At 72.6% G+C, this 15319-nt stretch carries 11 protein-coding genes; 7 read left to right on the forward strand and 4 right to left on the reverse strand.

The window, feature by feature from the left end; all coding sequences use genetic code 11:
* Positions 1–505: 505 nt before the first annotated feature.
* From ACFWRT_RS02165 to ACFWRT_RS02185, 5 genes are read left to right on the forward strand one after another with little or no spacing between them, the layout of a single operon-like run.
* A complete protein-coding gene (locus ACFWRT_RS02165; protein WP_380949472.1) occupies positions 506–1759 on the forward strand; it encodes a prenyltransferase/squalene oxidase repeat-containing protein in 1254 nt (417 codons plus the stop codon).
* Positions 1756–2490 (forward strand): SCO2322 family protein, encoded by a 735-nt coding sequence (locus ACFWRT_RS02170; RefSeq protein ID WP_380949471.1) that lies wholly within the window; start codon positions 1756–1758, stop codon positions 2488–2490. Before ACFWRT_RS02165 ends, ACFWRT_RS02170 begins: the two co-directional genes overlap by 4 nt.
* On the forward strand, positions 2487–3680 hold the full coding sequence (locus ACFWRT_RS02175) for an energy-coupling factor transporter transmembrane component T (protein ID WP_380949469.1): 1194 nt from the start codon (positions 2487–2489) through the stop codon (positions 3678–3680). Before ACFWRT_RS02170 ends, ACFWRT_RS02175 begins: the two co-directional genes overlap by 4 nt.
* Positions 3677–5380: an ABC transporter ATP-binding protein gene (locus tag ACFWRT_RS02180; protein ID WP_380949467.1), complete on the forward strand. Its 1704-nt coding sequence runs from the start codon at positions 3677–3679 to the stop codon at positions 5378–5380. The genes ACFWRT_RS02175 and ACFWRT_RS02180 overlap by 4 nt, the downstream gene beginning before the upstream one ends.
* Positions 5377–6210, forward strand: coding sequence for an ECF transporter S component (locus tag ACFWRT_RS02185; RefSeq protein ID WP_380949465.1), 834 nt, complete (start codon positions 5377–5379; stop codon positions 6208–6210). The genes ACFWRT_RS02180 and ACFWRT_RS02185 overlap by 4 nt, the downstream gene beginning before the upstream one ends.
* 65 nt (positions 6211–6275) lie before the next feature.
* Here the strand turns inward: ACFWRT_RS02185 and ACFWRT_RS02190 are convergent, their stop codons facing one another.
* The gene (locus ACFWRT_RS02190) at positions 6276–7454 is read right to left on the reverse strand and encodes a steroid 3-ketoacyl-CoA thiolase (protein WP_380949463.1); all 1179 of its coding nucleotides are present in this window, start codon (positions 7452–7454) and stop codon (positions 6276–6278) included.
* Positions 7455–7760: 306 nt separating this feature from the next.
* Between ACFWRT_RS02190 and ACFWRT_RS02195 the strand changes: the two genes are divergently transcribed.
* Complete coding sequence (locus ACFWRT_RS02195; protein ID WP_380949462.1) at positions 7761–9023, forward strand: cytochrome P450; 1263 nt, start codon at positions 7761–7763, stop codon at positions 9021–9023.
* A gap of 122 nt (positions 9024–9145) precedes the next feature.
* On the opposite strand, the gene ACFWRT_RS02200 is transcribed toward ACFWRT_RS02195, so the two are convergent.
* Entirely contained in the window at positions 9146–11221 is a 2076-nt protein-coding gene (locus ACFWRT_RS02200) for a bifunctional glycosyltransferase 87/phosphatase PAP2 family protein (RefSeq protein WP_380949461.1), read from the reverse strand.
* Positions 11222–11353: 132 nt separating this feature from the next.
* On the reverse strand, positions 11354–12532 hold the full coding sequence (locus tag ACFWRT_RS02205; RefSeq protein ID WP_380949460.1) for a serpin family protein: 1179 nt from the start codon (positions 12530–12532) through the stop codon (positions 11354–11356).
* Positions 12533–12593: 61 nt separating this feature from the next.
* Between ACFWRT_RS02205 and ACFWRT_RS02210 the strand changes: the two genes are divergently transcribed.
* A complete protein-coding gene (locus ACFWRT_RS02210; protein ID WP_380949458.1) occupies positions 12594–13082 on the forward strand; it encodes a GNAT family N-acetyltransferase in 489 nt (162 codons plus the stop codon).
* A gap of 15 nt (positions 13083–13097) precedes the next feature.
* Here ACFWRT_RS02210 and ACFWRT_RS02215 read toward each other — a convergent pair whose 3' ends face one another.
* A complete protein-coding gene (locus tag ACFWRT_RS02215; RefSeq protein ID WP_380949457.1) occupies positions 13098–15191 on the reverse strand; it encodes an MDR family MFS transporter in 2094 nt (697 codons plus the stop codon).
* Positions 15192–15319: the final 128 nt, after the last annotated feature.

A 15319-nucleotide genomic window follows, 5' to 3' on the forward strand; every position in this document is an offset into this window, starting at 1 on the left:
GTACATCGCGGTGTGAGTGCACAGGTCACGTACATCGCGGTGTGAGTGCACAGGTCACGTACATCGCGGTGTGAGTGCACAGGTCACGTACATCGCGGTGTGAGTGCACAGGTCACGTACATCGCCGTGTGAGCCATACCGCACCCGCCCCGCGCGCTGCTCCCTCCGGACGACCCCCGCGGTCTGCCGCCCCGAGCGGGGACGCTACGGCCCGGTAGAGTGGGCAGGTCGTCATCATGCCCGTACAGGGGTGAGCCGGTGCGAACCGGCGCCGGCCCCAGCCGTGAATCGTCCGAGCCGTCCGCGCGACGGCAGCCGGAACGTCCCCAGGTCGGAGTGTGAGCGGCCGGGGGCAGTGTGACCACGGGCCCCAGGGCCACCGGGAACCCGGTGGCCAGGGTCACCGGAACCCCGGTGACCGGCACCGTCGAGGTATACGGGGCCGGAGCCCGGTGTCCTCGTGCGCCCGGGAGAGCCGGCCCCCGCAGGAGAGGCGCAGCCCGCCATGACCGTACGCCGCAGCGCAGCCGCGCTCGCGACCACCGCCGTTCTTCTGGGCGCGGCCGCACCCGTCGCGGTCGCCGCGCCGAGCCCGTCCCCGTCGGTCCAGCTACCGCTGGGGCTCTACGGGACCACGGACCCCACGTACGACGGGGTGTGGCGGCAGTCGCTGGCCTTCCTCGCCCAGAAGATCGAGTACGTCACGCCGTCGAAGCAGTCCGTGGACTGGCTGCTGGAGCAGCAGTGCGACAGCGGCGCCTTCACCTCGTACCGGGACGACGCCTCCACTCCCTGCGACGCGTCGACCGTGATGGACACCAACGCCACCGCCGCCGCCGTCCAGGCCTTCGTCGAGCTGGGCCAGCACCGGGAGGCCGCCGACAACGGGGCCGACTGGCTGAAGTCCGTACAGAACGAGGACGGCGGCTGGGGGTACAACCCGGGCAGCCCCAGCGATGCCAACTCCACCGCCGTCGTGATCGGCGCCCTCGCCCGTACGAGCGTCCCGGTCGGCGAGCTCACCACCGCCGACGGCAGCACCCCGTACACCGCGCTCCAGGCCCTCGCCATCCCGTGCGGCAAGAAGGACGGCGGCGCCTTCGCCTACCAGCCCGGCAAGAAGGGCGAGCTCGTCGCCAACAACGACGCGTCCGCCGCCGCCGTGCTCGGGCTGCTCGGCAGAGGCATGGCCGTGGGCGACTCCGACGTGGTGAAGGACCCCGTCTGCACCAAGGGCGACGACCTCACCGCCGAGCAGAGCGCGCAGAACGGCGCCCACTACCTCGCCGCGACCCTGGCCGCCTCCCCCTTCCTGGAGCAGCCGCCGATGCCGGGCGCCGAGGAGAGCGAGCCGCAGCCCGACTTCGGCAACACCGCCGACATGGTCGTCGCACTCGCCGCCTCCGGGCACAAGGACAAGGCCGCCGCCTCGGTGGAGTGGCTGGAGAAGAACTCCAAGGACTGGGCGCAGCAGGGCGGGCCCGCCGCCGCCGCGCAACTGATCTTCGCCGCGCACGCCACCGCCGCCGATGCCCGCGACTTCGGCGGGGTCGACCTGGTCGCCCAGCTCAACGGGACCGGCCCCGCCCCCGCCGTGACCGCGCTGCCGTCGCCGACGCCGACCGGTCCGCAGCCCTCCAGCGGCACCGAGAGCGAGGACAGCGGGCTCAGCCTGTGGTGGCTGGTCGGCCTGGGTCTCTTCTTCGGCGCGGGCATCGGCTTCCTGCTCTCCATGCGCCGGAAGAAGAAGCAGCCGTGACGCACACCTCGTCGGCGCTGCTCCGGAGTCCGGTCGCCGCTCTCCTCACCGTCATCCTCGCCGTCCTCCTCGCCGCCTCGGGCGTCCTGTTCGGGGCGGGTGGGGCTCAGGCCGCCGGGTACCGCTACTGGTCCTTCTGGGAGGCCGACGGCAAGAACTGGGCCTACGCCACCCAGGGCCCGTCCCTCGTGCGCCCCGACGACGGTACGGTCCAGGGCTTCCGGTTCGCCGTCAGTGAGGACTCCGCCGACGCCGACCGGCCGCGCCAGGCCCCGGACTTCGCGGCGATCTGCGCGGAGACCCCGGCGAAGGGCGGCGCCAAGCGGGTCGCCGTGGTGATCGACCCGGGTACGGCGGAGGACGCCCCGGCCGGGGAGAAGCCGCCCGCGCTGCGCACCGCCTGCGCCCAGGTCGCGCCGGACGCCAGCAGCGCGGAGGCGCTGGCCTCGGTGGCGAAGCCGCTGCGGTACGACAGCAGCGCCATGATCTGCGCGATCTCCGGCTACCCGAAGTCCGGCTGCGGCGAGCAGGTGTCGGGGGACGGCAGCAAGAAGGACGGCAGCGGGAGGGACGGCAGCGGGAAGCCGACCGATGACGCCTCCGCCTCCCCCGCCCCGGCGGCGGATGACGGGGGCAGCGGCGGTGGTCCCTCCGCCGGTCTCCTCCTCGGCATCGGCGCGGTCCTGCTGCTGGGCGTCGCCGCCGTGTTCCAGGCCCGCCGGCGCCGATGACGTATGCCCCGGGGACGGCCCGGCTGCTCCGCCGTGCCCTGCACGCGCCCGAGGCGGGCCGCTCCAACGCGCTGCCCGCCGGGGCGTGGTGGCTGTGGGCCCTGGGGCTGGCCACCGCCGCCTCCCGGACCACCAACCCGCTGCTGCTCGGCCTGCTGGTCGGGGTGGCGGGGTATGTGGTGGCGGCCCGGCGCACGGACGCGCCCTGGGCCCGCTCCTACGGGGCGTTCATCAAGCTCGGGCTCTTCGTCGTGGCGCTGCGCCTGCTCTTCTCCGTCTTCCTCGGCTCGCAGATCCCCGGCTCGCACACCGTGTTCACGCTCCCCGAGGTGCCGATGCCCGACTGGGCGCAGGGGGTGCGGATCGGCGGCCGGGTCACGGCGGAGCAGCTCGTCTTCTCGCTCTACGACGGGATGAAGCTGGCCGCCCTGCTGATCTGCGTCGGCGCGGCGAACTCGCTCGCCAACCCGGCCCGGCTGCTGAAGTCCCTGCCCGGTGCGCTGTACGAGGTGGGGGTCGCCGTCGTCGTCGCGATGACGTTCGCCCCGAACATGGTCGCCGACGTGGTCCGGCTGCGGACCGCGCGGCGGCTGCGGGGGCGGCCGACCGGTGGTGTGAAGGCGGTCGCGCAGATCGGACTGCCGGTGCTGGAGGGGGCGTTGGAGCGGTCGGTGGCGGTGGCCGCGTCGATGGACGCGCGCGGGTACGGGCGTACCGCCCAGGTCCCGCCCGCCGTCCGGCACACCACCAACGTGCTCACGCTCGGCGGGCTGCTCGGGGTGTGCGCCGGGACGTACGGGCTGCTCGCCGCCCAAGGGGCCGTGTACGGGCTGCCGTTGCTGCTGGTGGGGCTCGTCGCGGCGATGGCGGGGCTGCGGCTGGGCGGGCGGCGCTCGGTACGGACCCGCTACCGCCCGGACCGGTGGGGGGTGCGGGCCTGGCTGGTGGCGGGGTCGGGTGCGGTGGTGGCGGCCGCGATGATCTGGGCGGGCTCGGTCGATCCGGAGGCGCTGCACCCCGGGGTCGTCCCGCTGACCGCACCCGTGCTGCCGCTCTGGCCCGCTGCCGCTGTGCTGGTCGGGCTGCTGCCCGCGCTGGTCGCCCCCGTACCGCCGTCTCCACGCGGCCCGGAAGAACGCGATCGTCGCGGCCTTGAAGTACACGACCATCGCGGCAAGGAGCAGGCGTGATCAGGTTCGAGCAGGTCTCCGTGCGGTACGACGGGACGGGCCGGCCCACGCTCTCCGGCGTCGATCTCGCGGTCCCGGAGGGCGAGTTGGTGCTGCTCGTCGGGCCGTCCGGGGTCGGCAAGTCGACGTTGCTGGGGACGGTCTCGGGGCTCGTCCCGCACTTCACGGGCGGGGTGCTGAGCGGCCGGGTCACGGTGGACGGGCGTGATACCCGTACGCACAAGCCGCGTGAACTGGCCGATCTGGTGGGCACGGTGGGGCAGGACCCCCTGGCCCACTTCGTCACGGACACGGTCGAGGACGAACTCGCGTACGGCATGGAGTCGTTGGGCCTGGCGCCGGACGTCATGCGCCGGCGCGTGGAGGAGACGCTCGATCTGCTGGGGCTGGCCGAGCTGCGGGACCGGCCGATCGCGACCCTCTCGGGCGGCCAGCAGCAGCGGGTGGCGATCGGTTCGGTGCTGACCCCGCACCCCAAGGTGCTGGTGCTCGACGAGCCGACGTCCGCGCTGGACCCGGCGGCGGCCGAGGAGGTCCTCGCCGTGCTCCAGCGGCTGGTGCACGATCTGGGGACGACCGTGCTGATGGCCGAGCACCGGCTGGAGCGGGTGGTGCAGTACGCGGACCAGGTCGTCCTGCTGCCCGCGCCGGGCGCCGCCCCGGTGATGGGTGCGCCCGCCGAGATCATGAAGGTGTCTCCGGTCCGGCCGCCGGTCGCCGAGTTGGGGCTGCTGGCGGGGTGGAACCCGCTGCCGCTCTCCGTACGGGACGCCCGGCGCGGGGCCGGTGAGCTGCGGGACCGGCTGGCGCAGGCCTCGCCGCCGGAGGTTGCCGCGCGTGTGCCCGTGGTGCCCCCTCCCGTATCCGCCGGTCCCCGTCCCGGGCGTCTCGCCCGGCTCCTGGGACGTACGAAAGCCGTGGAAGCGCCCAATCCCGCCGACCCCGTCACCCGGGTCGACGCGCTCGGCGTGCGGCGCGGGCGGATCGAGGCGTTGCGGCGGATCACGCTCACCGTGGCGCCCGGCGAGACCGTGGCGCTGATGGGCCGTAACGGGGCCGGGAAGTCCACGCTGCTCGGCGCCCTCGTCGGCATGGTCGAGCCCACCTCCGGGTCCGTGCGCGTCGGCGGCCTGGCCCCCGCCCGTACCGATCCGCGCGCCATGATCCGCCGGGTCGGCCTCGTCCCGCAGGAGCCGCGCGACCTGCTGTACGCGGACACGGTGGCCGCCGAGTGCGCCGCCGCCGACCGGGACGCGGGCGCGGCCGAGGGCACCTGCCGGGCGCTGGTCACCGAGCTGCTGCCGGGTGTGGAGGACGGCACGCACCCGCGCGACCTCTCCGAAGGCCAGCGCCTCGCGCTCGCTCTGGCGCTGGTCCTCACGGCCCGGCCACCGCTGTTGCTGCTGGACGAGCCGACGCGCGGCCTGGACTACGCGGCGAAGGGCCGGCTCGTCGGGGTCCTGCGGTCGCTGGCGGCCGAAGGTCACGCGATCGTCCTGGCCACGCACGATGTGGAGCTGGCGGCGGAGCTGGCCCACCGGGTGGTGATCCTCGCCGACGGGGAGGTCGTCGCGGACGGCCCGACCGGGCGGGTGGTGGTCTCCTCCCCCGCCTTCGCCCCGCAGACCGCGAAGATCCTCGCCCCGCAGGAGTGGTTGACCGTCTCCCAGGTGCGCGGCGCGCTGGAGGCGGGCGCGTGAGTGTTACGGAGAGGGTGCGGGCTCCCCGGCCCGTGCGGCTCGGGCCGAAGTCGGTCGCCGCGCTGGTGCTGGTCAGCGCGGTCGGGGTGGTCGCCTTCGGGTGGCCGCTGCTCGCCGGTGCCGGGTCCGGGCTCGCGCACGCGCAGGACGCGCCGTGGCTGTTCGCGGCGCTGCTGCCGCTGCTGGTCGCGGTGGTGGTGGCGACGATCTCGGAGTCCGGGATGGACGCCAAGGCCGTCGCGATGCTCGGGGTGCTGGCGGCGGTCGGGGCGGCGCTGCGCCCACTGGGGGCGGGGACGGCGGGCCTGGAGCCGATGTTCTTCCTGATGGTGCTGAGCGGGCGGGTGCTGGGGCCGGGTTTCGGCTTCGTGCTCGGCTCGGTGACCATGTTCGCGTCCGCCCTGCTCACGGGCGGGGTGGGGCCGTGGATGCCGTTCCAGATGCTCGCGATGGGCTGGTTCACGATGGGCGCGGGGCTGCTGCCGGGCGCGGACCGGCTGCGCGGCCGGGCCGAGCTGGCGATGCTCGCGGTCTACGGGTCCGTGGCGGCGTTCGCGTACGGCACGATCATGAATCTGTACGGGTGGACGATCATCCCGGGTCTCGGCTCGGGCATCTCGTTCGTCGCGGGCGACCCGCTCCCCGAGAACCTGGTGCGCTTCCTCGCCTACTGCGCGGCGACCTCGCTGGGCTGGGACCTGGGGCGGGCGGTGCTCACCGTCGTCCTGACGCTGACCATCGGCCCGACGCTGCTGAAGGCGCTGCGGCGGGCGACCCGGCGGGCGGCGTTCGACGCGCGGGTGGGGTTTGAGAAGCCCCAGGTGCCGTAGGTGCCATAGGTGCCCGAGGTGCCCGAGGGGTGGACGGCCCCCTGGACTCCTGAGCGGTCTCGCGGCTACAGCCGCTGGATGATCGTGCCCGTGGCCAGCGCGCCGCCCGCGCACATCGTGATCAGCGCGAACTCCTTGTCTCCGCGTTCCAGTTCGTGCAGGGCCGTGGTGATCAGACGGGCCCCCGTCGCGCCGACCGGGTGGCCGAGCGCGATCGCGCCGCCGTTGACGTTGACCTTCTCCAGGCCGTCGAGGTCCGCCTCGAACTCCTGGGCCCAGCTCAGCACCACCGACGCGAACGCCTCGTTGATCTCGACGACGTCGATGTCCTTCAGCGACATGCCCGCCTTGCCGAGCACAGCCCGGGTGGCGTCGATCGGACCGTCCAGGTGGAAGTGCGGGTCCGAGCCGACGAGCGCCTGGGCGACGATCCGGGCGCGGGGCTTGAGCTTCAGGGCGCGGGCCATCCGCTTCGAGGACCAGAGGATGGCGGCGGCCCCGTCGGATATCTGGGAGGAGTTGCCGGCGGTGTGGATCGCGCTCGGCATGACCGCCTTGAGGCCGGCGAGCGCCTCCATGGAGGTGTCCCGCAGCCCCTCGTCCCGGTCGACGAGGCGCCACATGCCCTGGCCGGCCGCCTGCTCCTCCTCGGTGGTGGGGACCTGGACGGCGTACGTCTCGCGCTTGAAGCGCTCCTCGGCCCAGGCGGCGGCCGCCCGCTGCTGCGAGAGGAGGCCGAGCGCGTCGACCCGCTCGCGGGTGAGGCCGCGTTTGCGCGCGATGCGCTCGGCGGCCTCGAACTGGTTGGGCAGGTCGACGTTCCACTCGTCGGGCCAGGGCTTGCCCGGTCCGTGTTTCGAGCCGCTGCCCAGCGGCACCCGTGACATCGCCTCGACGCCGCAACTGATGCCGACGTCGATGACTCCGGCGGCCACCATGTTGGCCACCATGTGCGCGGCCTGCTGCGAGGAGCCGCACTGGCAGTCCACGGTGGTCGCGGCGGTCTCGTACGGCAGGCCGACGGCCAGCCAGGCGTTGCGGGCCGGGTTCATGGACTGCTCCCCGGCGTGGGTGACGGTGCCGCCGACGATCTGCTCGACGCAGTCGGCCTGGATGCCGGTGCGGCCGAGCAGTTCACGGTAGGTCTCGCCCAGCAGGTAGGCGGGGTGCAGATGGGCGAGCGCGCCTCCACGCTTGCCGATCGGGGTGCGTACGGCTTCGACGATGACGGGTTCCGCGGCCATGAGCTCGTCCTCTCCTCGCCCTTCCGTCGGGGGCGTCCCGGCGCCCACGGAAGGAACTAGTACGCGTTCTAGTTATGCATGCAGTCTCGTGACGCGGGACCGACTGCGCAAGGGGCGTGCGGCGACCGCGTACACCCCCTGCGCGCGCCCCTGCTTCAGGGTTGCCCACCGCACGGGGAACGGATCCGGCCAGGACTCTTGCGACTTGTAGAACTCGTTACTACCTTGCGGGCAGATTCTGATGGAACGTCAGACGTTGCCGATCGTCCGACGGTTCGCCGCCAGATCCGGAGTGGAGAGGTGCCCATGCGCTGCCCCCATCTGCCCGACGGGTTCGACTTCACCGACCCCGACCTCCTCCAAGACCGGGTCCCGCACCCGGAGTTCGCGCTGATGCGGCAGACCGCGCCGGTGTGGTGGTGCACCCAGCCCGCCAACATCTCCGGCTTCGGCGACGAGGGGTACTGGGTCGTCACCCGTCACGCGGACGTCAAGTACGTTTCCACGCACCCTGAGTTGTTCTCCTCGAACACCAACACCGCGGTCATCCGCTTCAACGAGACGATCAGCCGCGACCAGATCGAGGTCCAGAAACTCATCATGCTCAACATGGACCCGCCGGAGCACACCCGGGTCCGCCAGATCGTCCAGCGCGGCTTCACGCCGCGTGCCGTGCGTTCGCTGGAGCAGGCGCTGCGGGCGCGCGCCCGGTCCATCGTGGAGACCGCCCACGCGGCGGCGGCCGGGGCCGGGGCCGACGGCTCGTTCGACTTCGTCACGAACATCGCGGTGGAGCTGCCGCTCCAGGCGATCGCCGAACTCATCGGCGTACCGCAGGAGGACCGGTCCAAGATCTTCGACTGGTCCAACAAGATGGCCGCGTACGACGATCCCGAGTACGCGATCACCGAGGAGGTCGGCGCCGAGGCGGCGATGGAGATCGTGGCGTACTCGATGAACCTGGCGGCGGCCCGCAAGGAGTGTCCGGCGCAGGACATCGTGAGCCAGCTCGTCGCGGCGGAGGGCGAGGGGAACCTGTCCTCCGACGAGTTCGGGTTCTTCGTGATCCTGCTCGCGGTGGCCGGCAACGAGACCACCCGTAACGCGATCAGCCACGGCATGCACGCCTTCCTCACCCACCCCGAGCAGTGGGAGCTCTACAAGAGGGAGCGCCCGAAGACGACGGCCGAGGAGATCGTGCGCTGGGCGACCCCCGTGGTCTCCTTCCAGCGGACCGCCACCCAGGACGTGGAGCTGGGCGGTCAGCGGATCAAGAAGGGCGAGCGGGTCGGGCTGTTCTACTCCTCGGCCAACAACGACCCCGAGGTCTTCGACGCCCCGGAAGCCTTCGACATCACCCGCGACCCCAACCCGCACCTCGGCTTCGGGGGCGGCGGCCCGCACTTCTGCCTGGGCAAGTCGCTGGCCGTGATGGAGATCGACCTGATCTTCAACGCCATCGCGGACGTCCTGCCGGATCTGCGGCTCCTGGAGGACCCGCGGCGGCTGCGGTCGGCCTGGCTGAACGGGATCAAGCAGCTTCAGGTGAGTGCGTCGGCCGTTTCGTAGGACCGGCCGCCCGGGTGGCGGGGCGGGCGCGGCGGGCGGACCATGTAGGGACGCGGCGATCCATGCCGAAGGGGTGCCGGGACGGTGTTCGATGTCGTCCCGGCACCCCTTCGAGCTGTTCGCTACGTGCCGACTGCCTCGACGCGTACGGGTTCGGGTTCCGCCTCCCGCTTCGCGGGACCCGCCGCCGTCGGCTTCTCCCCGGCCACCAGCTTCCGCGGCCCCGACAGCAGATACGTCAGCCCGAAGCCCAGCGAGACGACCAGCGCCCCGCCGGCCGCGTCCAGCACCCAGTGGTTGGCGGTCGCCACGATCGCGGCGATGGTGAAGAGCGGGTGGAGCAGGCCGAGCGCCTTCATCCACAGCTTCGGGGCGAGCATCACGATGACCACACCGCACCACAGCGACCAGCCGAAGTGCAGGGACGGCATCGCCGCGTACTGGTTGGTGACCGTGGTCAGCGTCCCGTAGTCGGGCTTCGCGAAGTCCTGGACGCCGTGGACCGTGTCGATGAAGCCGAGGCCCGGCATGAGCCGGGGCGGGGCCAGCGGGTAGAGCCAGAAGCCGACGAGCGCCAGCAGGGTGGCGAAGCCGATGGACGAGCGGACCCAGCGGTAGTCGGCGGGGCGGCGCGCGTACAGCACACCGAGGATCGTCAGCGGGACGATGAAGTGGAAGGTCAGGTAGTAGTAGTCGAAGAACTCCCGCAGCCAGGCGATCCGCACGACCGTCTGGTTGACCCAGAGTTCGATATCGATGTGCAGCCACTGCTCGATGGCGTGGATCTGCCGGCCGTGCTCCTCGGCGAGCGGGCGGCCCGCGGTGGCGGCGAGGCGGACCTGGGCGTACGCGGAGTAGACGACGCGGATGAGCAGGAGTTCCAGCAGGAGGTTGGGGCGGTGGAGCGCCCGGCGCCAGAACGGCAGGAGCGGCACGCGTCTCCAGCGCGCGGCGACCGGCTTCGCGTGGTCGGTGGGGATCGGCTGCTGCCAGTACGGCGAGGTGCGCAGCAGGAACGGGGCGAGGCAGGCCGCGCCGAGCGCCACGATGAGCAGCGCGTTGTCCCGTACGGGGATGGCCAGGCCCACGTTCGGCAGCAGCATCTTGCCGGGGAGCGTGAGGACGAGCACCACGACGGCCGGCCAGACCAGCCGGTCGGAGGCGCGCTTGCCGACCTTGCCGACGACGGCGAGGAGCACCCACAGCAACTGGTGCTGCCAGGCGGTCGGCGAGACGGCCACGACGACGCAGCCGGTCACGGCGACGGCGAGGAGCAACTGCCCGTCCTGGGCGTAGCGGACCGCGCGGCGTACGCCGACGACGGTGACCGCGGCGGCGAGCACGAGGAACAGGGCGATCTCCGCCGGCCCCTCGAAGCCGAGCCGGAGCAGCGCGCCGTGGAGGGACTGGTTGGCCAGGCTGTCCGGCCGCTCACCGAGCCCGGCGCCCGCGACGTGGTGCACCCAGTACGTCCACGAGTCCTTCGGCACCGCGGCCCAGGCGGCGGCCGTGCAGAGGGCGAAGGCGGCCACCGAGACCACCGAGGCACGCCGCTTCCCGGTCAGCCAGAGCAGGGCGGCGAAGAGCAGGAGCGTCGGCTGGAAGGCGGCGGCGAGGCCGACGAGGACGCCCTGCAGCCGGTGGTCCCGGACGACGAAGCAGGCCAGCAGCACCAGGAGGACCGGCAGGATGCTGGTCTGGCCGAGGTGGAGGGTGTTGCGGACCGGCAGCGACACCATGAGCAGGGTGATCGCGACGGGCACGGCGAGCAGCGCCGTACGCCGGCCGACCGGCGCGGGCAGGGCCCGGGCGGCGACGACACCGAGGGCGGCCACCAGGAGCAGGGTGCCGAAGGTCCACGCGATACCGAGGGCCGCCTCGGCCGACGCGGTGAGCGGCTTCAGCACCAGACCGGCGAAGGGCGTCCCGGTGAACCGGCCGCTGTCGTACAGCGATCCCGTCACGTGCAGGACGCCGTTCTCCCCGATCCAGGTCTCCAGATCGGTGAGCCGTTCGCCGGGCGGCTGCCGTAGCACCACCGCCATCTGCCGTACCGCCAGCACGGTCACGATCACCCAGAGCAGGACCCGGGTCAGCCCGGCCCTCGTCTCCGTGTTCGTCATCGCGTCCGCCACCGCGCCACCGCGCACACTGTGATCCGCATTTGTCACGCTGCGCCGACCCTCCCACCGTTCCATGCCCAGCCCCTTCGACTCGGGGCAGCGCAGCATGAAGCCTCGCATTGCCCTACGAGGTAGACACAATCAACCCCCTCTTTGCCTGACTGTCATCATGCTTTCGTCCGGAAGAATGCCTGTCCGAAAAGACGATCAGATGTGCGCCGGACCGCCAGGCGCGTGCGCCGGACCGCTGGGGGCGTGCCCCGGGCCGCTGGGGATGTCCGCCTGCCAGGCGGCGAAGAGCGGGACGTCGGTGGCGGCGGGCAGCACGACGATGCCGAACGGGCGGTCGAAGGCCAGGTGCAGGACCCGCTGCGGCGGCGGGGCCGCGCTCCCTGCCCGCATCGCGACCACGGTCACCGCCGCGGCCTCCACTCCCTCCTCGGCGACCTTCAGCACGGCCTCCTGGACCACGTCGGAGACGGCGAGCGGCAGGGGCGAGAGGCCGGAGAAGTCCGCCGCGTCGGAGGTGGCCAGCCGGACGCCGAGCGCGGGCAGTTGTCCGGTGACGGCGATGCGCGTACGGAGGGCGAGGCGTGGCAGGGCGATGGACACCAGGTCCGTCTCGGGGCGGGTTCCGGTGGACCGGTCCGCCCAGCCGGCGGGCAGCACCTGCCCGGCGCCCGCGCCCGGCTCCCCCAGGACGAACCTGACCCGGGCCCCCTCTCCGCCACCCTCCCCGGCGGTGCAGCGCAGCTCGACGACGTACGTGCCGTCCACCACCCGGACGTCGGCGAGCGGCACGCCCTTGGTCATGGTCGGCACCGGGCGGGTCCTGCCGGACGCGTCGGTGAACGGCCGGTCCCGGGTCAGCCAGCCCTCGAACGGCTTCTCCCAGCGGGCCTTCAGCGCCAGGACGTTGACGAGGGCGAGCAGGGTCTCGTCGGTGATCGCCAGGGGGAGCCGCTCGATCAGCCCGCCGGTGGCCTCCCGTACCCAGGCGTCGGCGGCGGCCGGGTCCGTCAGGTCGTCGAACCGGACGTCCGGCAGCGCCTCGCGGTACGCGTCCCGTACCGGCACCCGGCTCCACACCCGGGTCGCCACCTCCAGCGCACCGGTCAGCGCCAGCTCGCGGGCGGCCGCCGTCACGGCGGGTGCCGCCTCCCGGTCCGCCGTACCGAGCAGCGCCCGCAGCTCCCGGGCGGTCTCGCCGCGCGCCCCGGCGGCCACGGCGGCGAGCGCCAGCCACAGTCCGGCGGGCGAGCAGACGAAGCTGCCGCCGCCGGCCGGCTTCCCGGTGGCGAGCGCGTTGCCTATCCAGCGGTCGGCGAGGTGCTGGACGGCCCGGGCCCTCGACGCCACGTCGCTGCCGGTCGTCGGTCCGTTCATTGCTGCCCCCTACAGATAAAACACGTCGTCCTTCGGCCGTGCGGGAGCAAGAATGCCGCACATGACCTGGACCGTGACCGCCGAACGCTTCGACTCCGCCGACGCCACCGCGCTGCGCCGCGACTACTACGACGAGGTCGCGAGCCGCTACTGGCAGCGGCCCGCCACCGCCGCGGAGACAGCCGAGGGGCTCGCCGACGACGGCGCGGACCTGCTGCTGCCGCCCACCGGTCGGTTCGTCGTGGGCCGCCACGAGGGCAAGGCCGCGAGCTGCGCCGGGCTGGTGCTGACGGAGGAGGCCGCGCCGGGTTCGGCGGAGCTGACGCGGGTGTACGTACGCCCGGCGTTCCGCTCCACGGGCGGCGGCGGGCTGCTGCTGGCCGCGATCGAGGAGGAGGCGCGGACGCTCGGGGTGCGGCTGCTCCGGCTGGACACCCGTCTCGACCTGGTCGAGGCGCGCGGGCTGTACGCGAAGCACGGCTACGGGGAGGTGCAGGCCTTCCACCGGCGCAACCCGTACGCGGAGGTCTGGTTCGCGAAGGAGCTGTGAGGGGCTGGAGAACCGTCAGGGGCGGTCCTCGTGCCGCCGGTGGTCCGGGTGGTCGATGTCGTGGTGCCGGTCCGCCGCGTGGTCGCGGGGCAGTGCCGGCGTATGCGGGCGTTCCTTGCTCGACCCGCTGACCTCGGCGGTCAGCTCGGCGACGAGTCTGACCAGGTCGGTGGGGCGCTCGGGCCCCCACCAGTCCCCCAGCAGCTCCGCGAGCGAGTCCTCCCGGGCCTGGGAGAGCCGGACGACCGCCTCGGCCCCCGTGTCGGTGAGGATCATCTGGAGCCCCTCGCGGCGGGCCAGTCCGCGCCCCTCCACCTGCCGGGCCGCCTCGGTGATCACCCGGAGCGGTACGGGGGTCACCTCGGCGAGCCGGGCGGGTTCGACGGTGCCGTGCCGCTTGATCCGGAGCAGCAGCCAGCTCGCCGCCGGCAGCAGGTCGTACCCGGCGCGCGCGGTGATCTTCTCGTAGATCTCGCGGCGCCCCTCCCGGGTGGCGAGCACCGAGAGTGCGCGGGCGCACTCGTCGTACGAGGAACGCTCCACCGGGTTCGAGGCGAGCGTCTGGCTGGTGTCGGGGGCGGTCACCGAGCCCCGGAGCTTGTCCTCCCGCAGGAACCAGGCCAGGACGAAGGCGAGGAGGACGACGGGGGCCGCGTACAGGAAGACGTCCGTGATGGAGGTGGAGTACGCGTCCAGGATCGAGGGGCGCAGGTCGGCCGGGAGCATCTGGATGGAGCGGGGGTCGGCCGCCAGCCGCTCGGCGTCGACACCCGGAGGCAGGGACCGGCCCGCGAGGGCGCTGTCGAGCCGGCCGGTGAGCCGGTTGGTGAAGACGGTGCCGAAGATGGCCACGCCGAACGAGGCGCCGATGGAGCGGAAGAAGGTCGCGCCGGAGGTGGCGACGCCGAGGTCCCGGTAGGAGACGGCGTTCTGCACGACGAGGACGAGGACCTGCATGACGAGGCCGAGCCCGGCGCCGAAGACGAAGAAGGAGAGGCTCATCTCCCAGGTGGAGCTGGCCGGGGAAAGCCGGTGGAGGAGCAGCAGGCCGGCGGCGGTGAGGGCGGTGCCCGCGAGGGGGAAGACCTTCCAGCGGCCGGTACGGCTGACGAGCTGGCCTGAGCCGGTGGAGGTGAGCAGCATGCCGAGGACCATCGGCAGCATGTGCACACCGGACATGGTCGGGGTGATGCCGTGGACCACCTGGAGGAACGTGGGCAGGTAGGTCATCGCGCCGAACATCGCGAAGCCGACGATGAAGCTGATCACGGCGACGAGGCTGAACGTCCTGATCCGGAAGAGCTTGAGCGGCAGCACCGGTTCCGCCGCCCGCCGCTCGACGGCGACGAACGCGATCAGCAGCACGACGGCGAGCACCGCCAGCGCGATGATCTGCACCGACCCCCAGGCCCAGGTCGTGCCGCCGAGGGACGCCACGAGGATGAGGCAGGTGGCGACGGAGGCGATGAGGAAGGTGCCGAGGTAGTCGATGGTGTGCTTCTCGCGGTGGACCGGGATGTGCAGCACGGCCGCGATGACGAGCAGCGCGACGACGCCGATCGGCAGGTTGATGTAGAACACCCAGCGCCAGCTCAGGGTCTCGGTGAAGAACCCGCCGAGCAGCGGCCCGAGCACGCTCGTCACGCCGAAGACGGCACCGAACAGACCCTGGTACTTGCCGCGTTCGCGCGGGGTGACGATGTCCCCGACGATCGCCATCGAGAGCACCATGAGCCCGCCGCCGCCGAGTCCCTGGAGAGCGCGGAAGCCGATGAGCTGGGGCATGTTCTGGGCCATGCCGCAGAGGGCGGAGCCGATCAGGAAGATGACGATCGCGGTCTGGAAGAGCTTCTTGCGGCCGTACTGGTCGCCGAGCTTTCCCCAGAGCGGGGTCGCCGCCGTCGCCGCCAGCAGATAGGCGGTGACCACCCAGGAGAGGTGGTCGAGACCGCCGAGTTCGCTGACGATGGTCGGCAGCGCGGTGGAGACGATGGTCTGATCGAGTGCCGCCAGCAGCATGCCGAGGAGCAGCGCGCCGATCGCCACCAGGACGGTCCGGCGGGACTGCCCCTCGCCGGGGACCATGGGCGGGCTCAGCTGCTGGGCCATGGGCGTCTCCTCGATCGGCTGCGATGCGCTGCGATCCGCTGATTCACTGCACTCCGCTGATCCACTACACCCCATCCTGGCCGTTCCGCCCTGTTATGGCCTGTCGGGCACCGATGGGGCATTGGGCT

Origin of the sequence: Streptomyces cyaneofuscatus, assembly GCF_042718795.1 — a bacterium.
Taxonomy (GTDB): domain Bacteria; phylum Actinomycetota; class Actinomycetes; order Streptomycetales; family Streptomycetaceae; genus Streptomyces; species Streptomyces cyaneofuscatus_A.

Excerpts from the sequence above, each read along its gene's own strand:
- ACFWRT_RS02165 (WP_380949472.1), top strand. The coding sequence starts at position 506 with ATGACCGTACGCCGCAGCGCAGCCGCGCTCGCGACCACCGCCGTTCTT.
- ACFWRT_RS02175 (WP_380949469.1), top strand. The coding sequence starts at position 2,487 with ATGACGTATGCCCCGGGGACGGCCCGGCTGCTCCGCCGTGCCCTGCAC.
- ACFWRT_RS02190 (WP_380949463.1), bottom strand. The coding sequence starts at position 7,454 with ATGGCCGCGGAACCCGTCATCGTCGAAGCCGTACGCACCCCGATCGGC.
- ACFWRT_RS02195 (WP_380949462.1), top strand. The coding sequence starts at position 7,761 with ATGCGCTGCCCCCATCTGCCCGACGGGTTCGACTTCACCGACCCCGAC.
- ACFWRT_RS02200 (WP_380949461.1), bottom strand. The coding sequence starts at position 11,221 with ATGGAACGGTGGGAGGGTCGGCGCAGCGTGACAAATGCGGATCACAGT.
- ACFWRT_RS02205 (WP_380949460.1), bottom strand. The coding sequence starts at position 12,532 with ATGAACGGACCGACGACCGGCAGCGACGTGGCGTCGAGGGCCCGGGCC.
- ACFWRT_RS02210 (WP_380949458.1), top strand. The coding sequence starts at position 12,594 with ATGACCTGGACCGTGACCGCCGAACGCTTCGACTCCGCCGACGCCACC.
- ACFWRT_RS02215 (WP_380949457.1), bottom strand. The coding sequence starts at position 15,191 with ATGGCCCAGCAGCTGAGCCCGCCCATGGTCCCCGGCGAGGGGCAGTCC.